Origin of the sequence: Crocosphaera sp. Alani8 (assembly GCF_038442745.1) — a bacterium.
Classification (GTDB): domain Bacteria; phylum Cyanobacteriota; class Cyanobacteriia; order Cyanobacteriales; family Microcystaceae; genus Crocosphaera.
Genome location: NZ_JARVCN010000243.1, coordinates 1 through 14,673, shown reverse-complemented (window position 1 = coordinate 14,673; position 14,673 = coordinate 1). Strand labels below are relative to the sequence as shown.

Sequence of the window (14,673 nt, the reverse complement as noted above, 5' to 3'; positions counted from 1 at the left end):
GTTATTACAACTTTTTTAAAAGTTGTCAAATAAACCCTGACTATTCTTACATAAATGGATGACTTTTTCAACAGCATCTAAGTCAATAGCACCGTAAATATGGGGAAATTTCTGAGAATCATCGATGTTGTGATCAATCTTAGTGTTAGGATGTACGGGGGATTCCCATTTTACTTCTGCTAGTAATTTATTGGGATTTATTGCCAGCACTATTAATTGTTCATAGTCAGTATAAAAGGTATTAGCGACGGTTAGAACTTGTTCTTGAGTTGAGCAATGGATGAACCCTTCTTGTTCTAGGGAATTGACTCTATATTCTTGATTTATTTGTGCTTCTTGCCAAGTTTCAGATGTTGTAATGTGAAAGATCATTTGGTTATTTTAATTATTGGTTTTCGTTGGACAAAGAAGTTTGATATTTCACTTCTTGATGGGGAACCCCAATAGGGATTTCTGCTAATTCAAACGCCTCTTTTATTCTTAATCTAAATTCCCTCCCGACTGCCCATTGTTGCATAGCTTGGGTTTTAATCCACACCTGTATCAGCACTCCTTGATGAGAAATATTATCCACCCCTAAAATAGAGGCCGGTTCAATAATTTTGTCTTTCCATGTGGGATCATTTTGTATTTCTTCACTCACTTCATTAATAACATTTAATGCTTTTCTTACATCGGCATCATAAGCAATCTCTATCTTGAATTCAACCCTTGACCAATCTTTGGTTAAGTTTTCAACAATAGAAATTTTACTATTAGGGATAGTCACTAAACGTCCCTCGGAACCTCTGATTTGTGTGATATAAATATTCATATTTTCCACAAAACCTCCGATAGTTCCTATCTGAATAACATCACCAATAGCATAACGATCTGTCCATAGAATCAAAATACCGTTTAGCATATCTTCTACTACATTGCGAGATAAAAATGCGACCACAAAAGCTACACCACCTGCACTCGCCAATACGGTTAAATTAATTCCTAAAAACAAAACAGTGGTAACAGTTGCAGCAGTAATAAAGAGGAAACTTGTGCCACTTCTAAGAGCATTAGAATAAGTGCTTACTCGTAGAATATAACGATTAGAATTAGGGTTAGATATCTGTGCATTTTTAGCCCATTTATTCAGATAAAAATCAATAAAGATATTACTTAGCTTATCAGCAATATTAGCGAACATCCAAATCAAAGGAATAGCAATCGATTGTCCTAAAAAGAAATACGTATAACGGCGAGTTTCAGGAAATATCAAAATAATTAAAGTTAAAGCCAATAAAATTAAAAATAATTGTATCCAAAAAAGTAATCCTAAAAATAATTCAAGGATATTTTTCTGACGTTTGATGATACTTTGTTTTTTTAACGATAAATTAGGAAGATTTTGACTAATGTTTTGTACCGCATCTTCAAGCAGGAGTTTCGCTTTAGCTAGTGCCTTATCAGGGCGATCAATAACTTTTTTGAAAGTAGATATTATAATACCTCTATTTAGTTTAACTTTTTGTCGATTTACCTGGATATTTTCTTTATTTTGATCGATAGTATCCGAAGAAGCTAATTCATCAGAAGATAAAGCTTCTGCATCAACGGTTAAAGACTCTTTTAATACTCTTAACTGACCACTAAGATGACGATTCCAAACTTTCAATAACTGTTTAATAACTGCTAAAATCGTCACAGGAATGGCAACAATCAGCAGAATAGCAATAGCAACTCCGAACCTAGCAAAAGGATAATGATAATCGATTTCATAGGCCCAAAGTGCCTCGTTAAGACTTTCAAAAATTAGAAAACGCCACTCTTTGGCGATGTCTTCAATTAATTTACCCTGATAAAGACTATCTGCTCGGTTAATTGTAACAATTGTTTGTGCCGATAAACCTAATTCAAGTTGCCGTGGGACAAAGACCACTGTTTGATTATTTCTAATACCAATTTCGATTTTAGGAGTAGCTGGATGTTTTCCTAAATTATCTCGATTAAAAAATAAATTTTGCCAATTTGCGATCGCACCAAATGGGGATTGAACAATATTACCTTGAAACATCAATTCTGACTTGCGAACTCGATCATAAATGGAATTATAAATACTCTCCACTTGTTTAGCTCTCTTTTCGACCTCAAAAGGAGCATCACTGGGATTTTCAAGAGCATCTGGAGCAACTGCAACCCTAAAAGTTTTATCCAACCCACCAAACAAATGAACCTCGCTACACCACAGTCTCCCACAACGCTGTGCTTTATTGGGGTCCCACCAAGGGGTTTCGGTTCGTATGGATGTATTTCCTGATGGAATAGCTATAGGAAACTGTCCCAGGACAACAGAAGTCCAGTTTATGGTTAATAATAGGGTTATCAAACTTAACACGACAAAATGTAGTATCTTTCGTTTGCTCATAAGGAAAAAAGCTTCAATTATCTCTAGAATCATAGAAAAACCCCATTGGTCTTGTACACATAAAGTTAAATAAAAAAGAGCTATACTGGTATGTACACTTTCAGGTTTAGTTTAACCATTAATTGCATCATTGCAAGTTATTAAGGATGTTTCGTTCTGATTATGGCTTTTGTCATGGTATCATGAGAGAAAGATATATATAGTTTAAAAATAGTAAATCAGTTTTAATTACCCATCATAATAAATTTTCATAACAGCCTGAATTCCACCTAGTAATTCCATTCTAGTTATTGCAGTGATTGAGCTTTATTGGCTGTCTGAGATTGATTTGCGGGATCGTCCCGTTGTTGGGGAAAAAGCATGGATGTTGAGTCAGCTTAAACAAAGTGGCTACAGTGTTTTTCCTGGTTTTGTAATTAGTTCCCATGTATTTCGGGAATTTTTGGATAATTTGAACGATGTTAATTCGTTGTTAGCAGATTTTCCTGGATCTTCTCTTCATTTAGACGTAGAAAATCCTCGAACATTACAATTAGTGGCGCAACAAAGTCGTCAATCTATTTTAAATGTATCTTTCCCGTCTGAATGGAGAGAAATTTTAATGGAAGCGACAACAAAATTAGACAGCGACACATTAATTTTACGCACTTCCTTAGGGGGAGGTTTCTCTCTCAATCAAGACATTTCTGGTTTAACTCCTGCACAAGTTTGTTGGAATATAGTTGACAACCTAGAGGTGGCAATTAAAGAAATATGGGCGCAATTGTTAAGCGCAAAAAGTTTATTTTATTGGCAACGTCTTGGTATTAAAATAGAACAATTAAATTTAGGTATTTTAGTACAGCCGATGGTTAATTCTCTAGTATCTGGTTCGATGATCAAGAAGTCTAACTATTTTGAAATCGAAGGTAACTGGGGATTAGGTGATAGTTTAATTCAAGGAGAAATATTACCAGATTACTGGAAAATTGAAGGAAAATCTGGAAAAGTTTTGCTACAAAAATTAGGAAATAAAACCCGTGCATATCGTTTAAAAAACAAACCAAAATTGAACCAAAAAACAGAAAAATGCTTAGAAGCCTATTGTATTAATGATGAACAACAGTCAAAATATTGTTTAGATTCCGGGGCAATCATCAAAGCATTTAAGCTGTTTAAGGATGTGTCTAACTATTCAAATTCTTGGCATTCTTTAGAATGGATACTATACAATGCTGCCGATGATTCTCCCTACGAACTAGCGATCACGCAATTAATTCCATCACCTTATCATCAATTGATTAAAAATACACAAAAGAACACACTCAACCAAAAACCTCAATCCCAACTCATAGGTATTGGGGCAGCCCCTGGACAAACTAAAGGGAACGTTTATTTATTGAAGGAAGATAATATTTCTCATTTAGCAAATTCATCTAATCCCATCATAGTTACGCAAAAAATTCATCCCTTCCAATTATCTTCCATTAAACAAGCAGTAGGAGTCATCACTGAAGAGGGAGGGATAACTAGTCATGCAGCTATTTTAGCCAGAGAATTAGGTATTCCTGCTGTTGTCGGTGTTACTGGGGCAACAACTTGGCTACAGACAGGAGATTCTATTCTTATTAATGGAGATAATGGAACCGTTATTCTCAATACATCAAATAAAGATCCAATTCCCCTTAAACCCCCCGAAGTTTCTTCTGAAAAAGCAACGTTTTCAACTTATCCCATTGGCACTAATTTAATGGTTAATTTGAGTCAGTCTAGTTCCTTAATCAAAATGGAAGGTTTACCTTGCGATGGTTTAGGGTTAATTCGTTCAGAATTAATGTTATTAGATTTATTTAACTCTCACTCTCTAAAAGAATGGCTAGGTACTTATCAGTCGCAGGAAATAATTGAAAAAATACAACAACAAATTGTCCAATTTGCTGACTTTTTTCATCCTAATCCAATTTTTTACCGAACTTTTGATGATAGATTTTCTGGGGATCAAAACCGTCGAGGAACATCTGGATACTGTCTGGATTCAACTTTATTCAGTCTAGAATTACAGGCTTTATCCGCTGTTCAGCAAAAAGGATATGACAATATTAATATAGTTTTACCTTTTGTTAGAACCTTAGATGAATTCCGCTTTTGTTTTGATTTAATAGACAAGTTTAAATTGTTTTCCTCCAGTTCGTTTCAAGTTTGGATAATGGCAGAAGTCCCCTCTATTATTTTTCAACTGGCTGATTATGTGAAAGCTGGAGTACAAGGAATTGCTATTGGAACTAACGATTTAATTCCTTTATTGTTAGGTATAGAAAGAAATAATTTACATTGGAACGATATTGCACCTGTTTACAATTCTAGTATTTTAGGGGCGTTAAGACAGTTAATTCAAGAAGCAGAACGTTTAGAAATTCCTAGTTCTATTTGTGGTCAAGTTATTATTAATTCTCCTCAAATTATTCCGCACTTGATTAATTGGGGAATTACAACTATTTCTGTAGAACCTGAAGCTATCGAAGCGACTTATCAGACTATTGCAAGAACAGAAAAAAGGTTACTTTTAGCTCTAGCGAGGCAAAAGGGATCTTTAAACACTCTTTGATAAGAAATCGTTAGTAATATTATCTATAAACAGAATACTAAACACTGACTACTGAATGCTAGAAAAGAATCATGTTACTATGTATTTATAAAATAAAATTATTTAAAAATGGCAACTTTCTTAAGACCTTTAAGTTATCAATATCCTTTGTTATACAACACTATATCTCGTCTCAGTTCCTTGGTAGTCGGGGGAGAAAAGAGATTTCGTAGTTTGGCGATCGAAGGTATTGAAATCAATTCAAACAGTAAAATTTTAGACCTTTGTTGTGGCAGTGGCCAAACCACTCAATTTTTAGTGCAGAAATCATCCCAAGTGACCGGACTCGATGCTTCCCCTAAAGCAATTGAACGAGCTAAAAAAGGAGTCCCTGAAGCCACTTATGTCAACGCTTTAGCGGAAAAAATACCTTTTGCTCCTGAAGAATTTGACTTGGTTCATAGCAGTGTTGCTTTACACGAAATGGAAACCAGACAATTGAAAAGTATTATGGAAGAAGTATACCGAGTGCTTAAACCTGGTGGTATCTTTGCTTTCATTGACCTACACAAACCCACCAATTTTTTATTTTGGCCGTCTCTAGCAACTTTTATGTGGTTATTTGAGACGGAAACAGCCTGGACACTATTAGAAACGGATTTAATCCATGAGTTGAGAGATACTGGTTTTAACTCTTGCAAACAAAAACTATTCGCAGGAGGAAGTTTACAAGTAATTCAGGCGCAGAAGATTTGAAGGCGAAACTTAACTGGTAAACCTGAGTTCGGTTTTAGGGGTTCGGAAGGCGGCTTCGCAGTGCTTCGTAGCGGAGTTGAATCTTTGTTGTTTTGCTAAGAATAGAAAAAAGTCTATCGAAGAGAGAGTTTCCATCTGATATTCCAATGATAGTAAGGCTCGTGAATTTATATCCTTAGTAGGGTAAGGTCAAAACCCCTTGTACCCTTATTAGTCACTGCATCTGTTGACAATATCCCTTGAAATAAGAAAGGGGTGTCTTTCGGGAAACATCGGTGTAATCTAAGTTTCACACAGTTTTTTATTACGATGCTTGTTGCATTATTGAAAAAACTTCTCATTACTGTTGACAAAGATTATTAATAAGCGTATGATGAAATCAATAAGTGTTCTCCTCTCAAGGATGGATCGGCAGGTGGAATCGTTCAGCAACAAAGATAACGGTTCCCCTATTTTTTTATTTTTTTTCGGAATTCTTCTTGCAAAAAAGAAGTTACTATTGCAAATTCTTCAATGCACAGCACCCAGATATTAAATTATTGAAAAAAGTTCTCACTACTGTTGACAAAGATTACTAATAAGCGTATGATGAAGTCAATAAGTGTTCCCCTCTCAAGGATGGATCGGCAGGTGGAATCGTTCAGCAACAAAGATAGCGGTTCCCCTATTTTTTTTTATATTTAGAAAATAGCCAATAATAAACTGAGTTCAAGATAGGAAAATGTATAGACAGTTTTTTAAGTCCTGCAGTCTCCAACACCGACTCTTTCCTTTAAAGGAAGTCAACTGCAAACCCTCAACTGCAAACCCTGAACTCTGGCACTAGTAAGTTCTGGCAGGAAAGTAAAAGAGACACCCACAAGAGCTTTTTCTAGAAGACAAAAAACAAATTAATCGGTAAATTCCTAGTCAATCGTTCATGAGAAACGTTAACATAAGTTAACAAGTGTTTTTCTGGGAGAAACCCTACCTGTATAATCAGGCGTTATCATTGGGTTAGATCATTAACCTTGATACATTAAAGTTAACCCCATCTTCACCCTTAGTATAAGAAGAGGCCGACAGCGTGAACAAAAATAACAAAAAATGGCGTAATGCCGGACTATATGCACTCTTACTGATTGTTGTATTAGCCCTAGCATCCGCTTTTCTAGATAACAATAACACTCAAAGTCGGGAAAGTTTAACCTATAGCGAGTTTATTAGCCGTGTAGAGAACAACCAATTGGATCGAGTGACCCTAAGCTCTGACCGCACAGAAGCCAGAGTACCTAATCCCGAAGGGGGCCCACCACAAATGGTTAATCTCCCTAATGATCCCGATTTAATCAACATCCTGTCTGAAAACAAAGTTGACATTGCCATTCAACCCCCAACTGACGAGGGAGTATGGGTCAGATTTGCCACCACTTTATTCTTGCCAATATTATTGTTGGTAGGATTATTTTTCTTGTTGCGACGGGCCCAGAGTGGTCCTGGCTCCCAAGCTATGAACTTTGGTAAATCAAAGGCGCGGGTACAAATGGAACCCCAAACCCAAGTTACCTTTGGAGATGTAGCGGGAATCGAACAAGCTAAGCTAGAACTCACTGAAGTAGTTGACTTCCTGAAAAATGCCGATCGCTTCACTGCTATCGGTGCGAAAATTCCCAAAGGAGTCCTTTTAGTTGGACCTCCAGGAACAGGTAAAACCCTCTTAGCTAAGGCCGTCGCCGGAGAAGCAGGTGTTCCTTTCTTCAGCATTTCTGGTTCAGAATTTGTAGAAATGTTTGTCGGTGTAGGTGCATCCCGCGTTCGCGACCTCTTTGAACAAGCCAAAGCCAACGCCCCTTGTATTGTCTTCATCGATGAGATAGACGCAGTAGGTCGCCAACGGGGTGCCGGTTTAGGAGGAGGTAACGATGAACGGGAACAAACCCTCAACCAACTGTTAACAGAAATGGATGGTTTTGAAGGTAACACCGGTATCATCATCATCGCAGCTACCAACCGTCCCGACGTGTTAGATGCGGCTTTACTACGTCCAGGTCGTTTTGACCGTCAAGTAGTAGTAGATCGTCCAGACTACGCCGGTCGTCAAGAAATTCTCACAGTTCACGCTCGAGGCAAAACCCTCTCCAAAGACGTGGACCTCGATAAAATCGCTCGCCGTACCCCTGGGTTTACCGGTGCTGATCTCTCCAACCTGTTAAACGAAGCTGCAATTTTAGCAGCCCGTCGTAATTTGACCGAAATCTCTATGGATGAAGTCAACGACGCTATTGATCGCGTTTTAGCAGGACCAGAGAAGAAAAATCGTGTCATGAGCGAGAAACGCAAAACCCTAGTTGCTTATCATGAGGCAGGACACGCTCTAGTAGGAGCTTTAATGCCCGACTACGACCCTGTACAGAAGATTAGCATTATTCCCCGTGGTCAGGCCGGTGGCTTAACCTGGTTCACTCCTAGCGAAGACCGCATGGAGTCTGGGTTATATTCTCGTTCCTACCTACAGAATCAAATGGCTGTAGCTTTAGGTGGTCGTGTAGCTGAAGAAATCATCTTCGGGGAAGAAGAGGTTACCACTGGTGCCTCCAACGACCTACAACAGGTAGCTAGAGTTGCCCGTCAGATGATAACTCGCTTTGGAATGAGCGATCGCTTAGGTCCTGTGGCTTTAGGACGACAAAGCGGAAATGTCTTCTTAGGTCGAGATATTGCCTCTGACCGTGACTTTTCCAACGAAACCGCTTCTGCGATCGATGAGGAAGTTCGTGACTTAGTAGATACTGCTTACACACGCGCTAAAGATGTTTTGGAGAGTAACCGTCACATCTTGGATACCTTAGCGGATATGTTAGTGGAAAAAGAAACCGTTGACTCGGATGAACTACAACAAGTGCTAAGCACCAACGACATTAAAATGGCGACTTTAGTATAATGTTATAACCTAAATTAGATGTATTTGAGCAGCACTATCTATTATTGGTGCTGCTTTTATTTGGGGTGACATTCTCCTCAAAACCAATAATCACAGCACTTTTTAATTGGATAGATAAATCAAAGTGTACATTGTAGATGAAGCTGAATATCTCACAAAAGCAGATCCTGCTTTGAGTCGAATTTTTATCAATGATAATCCTGTTAACTGCTCTTTTTCTCCAGAAATTAAAGAACGCAGAATCATTTATCGATATAACTTTGAAATTACATCACCTTTATTGGACGCAGTGATTGTAGCCGCTTCTAATTTAGGTGACACTGGTTGTTATTTTGCATTAGCTGGAGAAAGAACAGGACACGAATCTGTAAGTTACGTCTATCTCGATTTTTCAGATTTTTTTTCACTATATGGGAACGAAGAACATAAAGATTATGAAAAAATATCTCATTTTTTTAGTGTAGAAAATTTCGTTTATTCTCCTCAAGGACTTTGGGGAGTTTTGTTCTCTCACGAAAGTTTCGGACTAATTGGTGGGAGTCCAGAATTTATAGAAACTATTGAAAAATTAATCCCAGATATAAATCAACAAGTATATGAGTGTGTTCGCTATTTTTATGATTTTAAATCGAGACATCCTAAGCTTGCTACCATAGAATGGTTACCAGAGTTATTGCATCATGTTTATGGGAAGGAAAGAGCCAAAAAAATCTTAGAAGCAGTTGAATTATCCTAGAATTAGACTTATATTTGTGAATTATTTTATTAAGTAAACCATTACTATGGATATTTTGACCGAAGCAGAGTATGAGGCCAAAGCAGAACCAATTCTTAGAAAAGTCGTCGTCAATGACGATCCTTTCAGGAATCCGTTTTCCCCAAATATTACTGAACGTTTAATCCTTTTTCGTTGCGAGCCTTACTTAGAATTTAACTTAATAGAAGGTTTAATTACAGCAGCATCTTACTTAGGAGATACACACTGCTATTTAAGAAATTTTTCGCTCCTTATTGACCCTGAAACTAAAATCATAGAACCCCAAAACTACTATATGTCATTATCAGAATTTTATGAGGAACAAGTAGGTGCAGGACTTAATATAGATTTTAGTTTTTGGATTGATTACATTATTTATTCACCTCAAGGGACATGGGGGTTAATGATATCTCATGAAAGTCACGGGATGCTTGGGGGTTCACCTCAATTTATCAATAAAATACGTGAATTTGTCCCTAATTTAGATAATCAGATTCAACTTTTTCTCCAAAAATTTCAATCTATAAAACGTCACATTCCTGGTGCTAGATTAGAATGGCTGCCTGGATTACTAACTCACGTTTACGGACAAAAAAAAGGGAAAAAACTATTACAAGAAGCAGAGCTATCCTAATTTTAAACAACCTACATTTTTGTGTTCATGACGATTTTTTAGTTACATATTCTACTACGATATGTGAATATTTGATAGGTTTGTTGTTATGCTGATATCTTGCACCAGTATAGAAAAACTTAAATTAGTAAGCAGTTCCTCACTCCGTTTCGGCGCTATCGCACAGCAGTCAGGGTTCAGCATTCGTTTAATATTACTCACAGTAGATGATAGCTGAAGGCTTACAAACTAGCCAGTTTTATCGAAGGTGCAAGATGTGAGTTATGTACTACTCCTTGTCTAGTTCTCTCGTATTGGGTAATGTAACGTTATTTGAGCAAACACCCAATCAAGGCAACTATTTTGAGAAGATTGAAAATAGCTTATTACTAAGTCTTGATCAAGTCTGATATAACACACTAGGAGAATTCTATGAAACTGGCCTACTGGATGTATGCTGGCCCTGCACATATTGGGACTCTACGCATCGCAAGTTCTTTTAAGAATGTCCATGCTATTATGCACGCGCCTTTGGGAGATGATTATTTTAACGTCATGCGATCGATGTTAGAAAGGGAAAGAGATTTTACTCCCGTTACTGCTAGTGTAGTAGATCGCAACGTTTTAGCCAGGGGTTCCCAAGAAAAGGTAGTCAATAATATTGTGCGCAAAGACGGGGAAGAAAGCCCAGATTTAATCGTCTTGACCCCTACTTGTACCTCTAGTATTTTACAAGAGGATTTGGCCAACTTCGTCGATCGCGCTCAAATGGATGCAAAAGGGGATGTTTTATTAGCAGATGTCAATCATTATCGTTACAACGAATTACAAGCAGCCGATAGAACTTTACACCAAATTGTTAAATTTTACCTAGAAAAAGCCGCTAAGAAAAACCAGTTACCAACTGAAAAAACGGAGAATCCTTCTGTTAATATTATCGGCATTTCTACTTTAGGATTTCATAATCAACACGATTGTAGAGAATTAAAACACTTAATGAAAGAGTTGGGAATTGAGATTAACGAAGTAATTCCCGACGGTGCATCGGTTCATAACTTAAAAAACTTACCCAAAGCATGGTTTAATTTGGTACCTTATCGAGAGTTAGGGTTAGCTACAGCCAAATATTTACAAGAAGAATTTAACCTTCCTTATGTGGATATTACCCCTATGGGGGTGGTAGAAACCGCTAGATGTATTCGCAAAATTCAACAAGTAATTAATCAGCAAGGGGCTAACGTTGATTACGAAGAATATATCAACGAACAGACTCTATATGTGTCCCAAGCAGCTTGGTTTTCTCGCTCTATTGACTGTCAAAATTTAACCGGTAAAAAAGCCGTTGTTTTTGGGGATAATACCCATGCAGTTGCCCTTACTAAAATATTAGCACGGGAGATGGGAATTCATGTGGTTTTAGCCGGAACCTATTGTAAATATGATGCACAATGGTTCAAAGAACAAGTAAGTGAATATTGTGATGAAATATTGATTAGCGATGATAATGGAGAAATTGGAGATGCCATCGCTCGTATAGAACCTTCTGCTATTTTTGGCACACAAATGGAACGTCATGTAGGCAAAAGATTGGACATTCCTTGTGGAGTAATTGCTGCACCAATTCATATTCAAAACTTTCCTATTGGTTATAAACCTTTCTGCGGTTATGAAGGGACAAATCAGATTGCCGATTTAATCTACAATTCCTTTACTTTGGGCATGGAAGACCATCTTTTAGAAATATTTGGTGGACACGATACCAAAGAAGTAATTACCAAAGGAATTTCTGCTGATTCTGATTTGAATTGGAACAAAGAAGCACAAGCCGAATTGAACAAAGTTCCTGGTTTTGTTAGAGGCAAAGTAAAGCGAAACACAGAAAAATTTGCCCGTGAGCGAGGATTTTCTGAGATTAGTTTAGAAGTAATGTATGCTGCCAAAGAAGCAGTAGGAGCTTAGTTAATGTTAGGTGGAATATACCCACCTTTTAACCTAACAGTGACCAGTGACCAGTGATCAGTTAAACTCTACACTGTTCACTGCCTTGGATAGAAAACTAATACCAGCACTTCTTAATAGCAGTTTTCATTTTCATAGATAAAAAGTTTCTAGCTTTGAGGCGGGAGGCAGGAGGCAGGAGGCAGGAGGCAGAAGTGAGATTATTAGATTCGCTACTCAATTGAAAATCCCTATAGGGCATATTCACGGTATGATAGTAAGTTGGGTTATTCAGTACGAGTGAGGAGGCCACAAGCTGGATACCACGGATGCAGATATCTAAATTTAGCTTAATTGAAGACACTATTATGGCAGATTCGATTCGTATTTTAATGTGCGCCCCAGATCACTACGACGTAGATTATGTGATAAATCCTTGGATGGAGGGGAATATACATAAATCAACCCGCGATCGCTCAGTAGAACAATGGAAGCAACTACATGACACCATAAAAGAACGGGCGATCGTCGAATTAGTTGAACCCCAAAAAGGTTGGCCTGACATGGTATTCACCGCCAACGCAGGGCTAGTGTTAGGGGATAACGCCATCGTTAGCCGTTTCTATCATAAAGAAAGACAAGGAGAAGAACCCTACTTCAAAGAATGGTTTGCTGCCAATGGGTTCAACGTTTTTGAACTCCCCAAAGACCTCCCCTTTGAAGGTGCCGGAGATGCCCTATTCGATAGGGAAGGTCGTTGGTTATGGGCTGGATATGGGTTTAGATCCGAGTTAGACTCCCATCCCTACATCGCCCAATGGTTAGACACAGAAGTATTATCCCTACGCCTCATCGATGAACGCTTCTATCACCTCGATACTTGCTTCTGTCCTCTCACTGGCGGTTATTTACTGTACTATCCCCCTGCCTTTGATGCCTATTCTAACCGCTTAATCGAACTGCGTATCCCCCAAGAAAAGCGTATTGCAGTAGAAGAACCTGACGCTGTAAAATTCGCTTGTAATGCGGTCAACATCAATCAGACCATCATTATGAACCAAATTAGCGAAAGCTTACAACAAAGGTTAACTGATGTGGGTTTTGAAGTGGTACAGACCCCCCTATCAGAGTTCCTCAAAGCAGGTGGGGCTGCCAAATGTTTGACCCTTCGGGTAAATGAACCGGTTTTAGAGGACGTTCACGCTAGTACCCCGGTTGAAAGTCGTACCGTTGAACTTACAGGACACCTGCTAGATGCAGGTATCATGAACAAAGCCCTAGATAATATTGTCGAAAATGGGGGCAGTTTCAAAGTATTAAACTTTGACTTAGGCATAGAAAGACAAAGCACATCCGCAGCCCAAGTTCGAGTCTCTGCGCCAGATCGTAACGTCATGGAAGAAATTATGACACAACTCATCGATCTCGGTGCTGTCGCCCCCCCACAAGAAGCCTGTGACATCAACACACAAGCGGTCAACAAGGCAGGAGTAGCCCCAGATGACTTTTATGTGAGTACCATCTATCCCACGGAAGTCAGAGTTAACGGCCAATGGGTAAAAGTGCAAAATCAGCGCATGGATGCTGCTATTGTAGTTGATACCCAGAATATGACAGCAGAATGTAAGTTATTACGGGATCTTGCAGCGGGAGATCAGGTCATGGTAGGGGTTGAGGGTATCCGTACCATCAGACAAGTGGAAAACCGCGACCAACGCAACGGTAAACAAGAGTTTACCTTTATGGGTTCTGGGGTTTCCAGTGAGCGTCGGGTAGAATTATTAGTAGAACAAATAGCCTGGGAAATTCGCCAAGTACGGGATCAAGGGGGTAAAGTTGCAGTTACAGCAGGTCCTGTGGTCATTCATACAGGTGGCGCACAACACCTAGCAAAATTAATCAGAGACGGCTATATTCATGCCTTATTGGGTGGTAATGCCATTGCAGTTCACGACATAGAACAAGCTATGATGGGAACCTCTTTAGGGGTGGATATGCAGCGAGGAGTCCCTGTTAGTGGGGGACACCGTCATCACCTCAAGGTTATTAATACAGTGCGCCGTTATGGTAGTATTGCCCAAGCCGTGGAACAAGGGGCGATCAGCAAAGGGGTGATGTACGAATGCGTTAAGAATAACGTTCCCTTCGTTTTAGCCGGTTCGATCCGTGATGATGGTCCCTTACCAGACACAGAAATGGACTTAGTTAAGGCACAAACTCGCTATGCTGAGTTAATCCAAGGTGCAGACATGATTTTGATGTTATCCACCATGTTACACAGTATTGGCGTGGGTAATATGACTCCTGCCGGGGTGAAAATGGTTTGTGTGGACATTAACCCTGCGGTAGTGACTAAATTAAGCGATCGCGGTTCTGTGGAGTCGGTGGGTATCGTTACCGATGTCGGTTTATTCCTCAGTTTACTGATACAACAGTTAGATAAGTTAACCCATCCTTATCCTTTGATTGCCACTGTTTAGACGAGAAATATCAATTGCGTAGGGGTAAACGGCCGTTTACCCCTACAAAAATGTGTGGCTACGCCGTTACCTTCGAGTCAAGGCATTTTTTGATAACCGAATGATCAAGATTGATACAAGAGCATTGAATTTGCTTGCTCTCTAAAAATTGATTTACAGAGATCTGCAAACAAAGCCCACCGCCTTTAATGGTGGGATTTAGTTTGCCCGTCTTTAGACGGAGTGAGAAGTGTGCTTAATAAAGT

9 protein-coding genes are annotated in these 14,673 nt (G+C 38.8%); 7 read left to right on the top strand and 2 right to left on the bottom strand.

Annotation, left to right across the window (positions count from 1 at the left end):
- Positions 1–15 precede the first annotated feature (15 nt).
- On the bottom strand, positions 16–372 hold the full coding sequence (locus P9B04_RS14295) for a DUF952 domain-containing protein (RefSeq protein WP_342055657.1): 357 nt from the start codon (positions 370–372) through the stop codon (positions 16–18).
- 13 nt (positions 373–385) lie between these two features.
- Positions 386–2,401 carry a mechanosensitive ion channel family protein gene (locus P9B04_RS14290; protein WP_342055656.1) on the bottom strand — a complete coding sequence of 672 codons (2,016 nt, stop codon included), beginning with the start codon at positions 2,399–2,401 and terminating at the stop codon, positions 386–388.
- A gap of 295 nt (positions 2,402–2,696) precedes the next feature.
- Between P9B04_RS14290 and P9B04_RS14285 the strand changes: the two genes are divergently transcribed.
- The 7 genes from P9B04_RS14285 (at position 2,697) to argZ (ending at position 14,428) form a co-directional block, all read left to right on the top strand.
- On the top strand, positions 2,697–4,985 hold the full coding sequence (locus P9B04_RS14285) for a putative PEP-binding protein (RefSeq protein ID WP_342055655.1): 2,289 nt from the start codon (positions 2,697–2,699) through the stop codon (positions 4,983–4,985).
- A gap of 108 nt (positions 4,986–5,093) precedes the next feature.
- Positions 5,094–5,720 carry a class I SAM-dependent methyltransferase gene (locus tag P9B04_RS14280; protein WP_342055654.1) on the top strand — a complete coding sequence of 209 codons (627 nt, stop codon included), beginning with the start codon at positions 5,094–5,096 and terminating at the stop codon, positions 5,718–5,720.
- A gap of 1,066 nt (positions 5,721–6,786) precedes the next feature.
- Positions 6,787–8,640, top strand: coding sequence for an ATP-dependent zinc metalloprotease FtsH3 (gene ftsH3 / locus P9B04_RS14275; RefSeq protein ID WP_342055653.1), 1,854 nt, complete (start codon positions 6,787–6,789; stop codon positions 8,638–8,640).
- A 124-nt stretch (positions 8,641–8,764) separates the two neighbouring features.
- Entirely contained in the window at positions 8,765–9,376 is a 612-nt protein-coding gene (locus P9B04_RS14270; protein WP_342055652.1) for a hypothetical protein, read from the top strand.
- Between the two features lie 46 nt (positions 9,377–9,422).
- A complete protein-coding gene (locus P9B04_RS14265) occupies positions 9,423–10,031 on the top strand; it encodes a hypothetical protein (protein ID WP_342055651.1) in 609 nt (202 codons plus the stop codon).
- Positions 10,032–10,442: 411 nt separating this feature from the next.
- Positions 10,443–11,969, top strand: coding sequence for a ferredoxin:protochlorophyllide reductase (ATP-dependent) subunit B (gene bchB / locus P9B04_RS14260; RefSeq protein ID WP_342055650.1), 1,527 nt, complete (start codon positions 10,443–10,445; stop codon positions 11,967–11,969).
- A gap of 347 nt (positions 11,970–12,316) precedes the next feature.
- Positions 12,317–14,428 carry a bifunctional arginine dihydrolase/ornithine cyclodeaminase gene (argZ, locus tag P9B04_RS14255; RefSeq protein WP_342055649.1) on the top strand — a complete coding sequence of 704 codons (2,112 nt, stop codon included), beginning with the start codon at positions 12,317–12,319 and terminating at the stop codon, positions 14,426–14,428.
- Positions 14,429–14,673 lie beyond the last annotated feature (245 nt).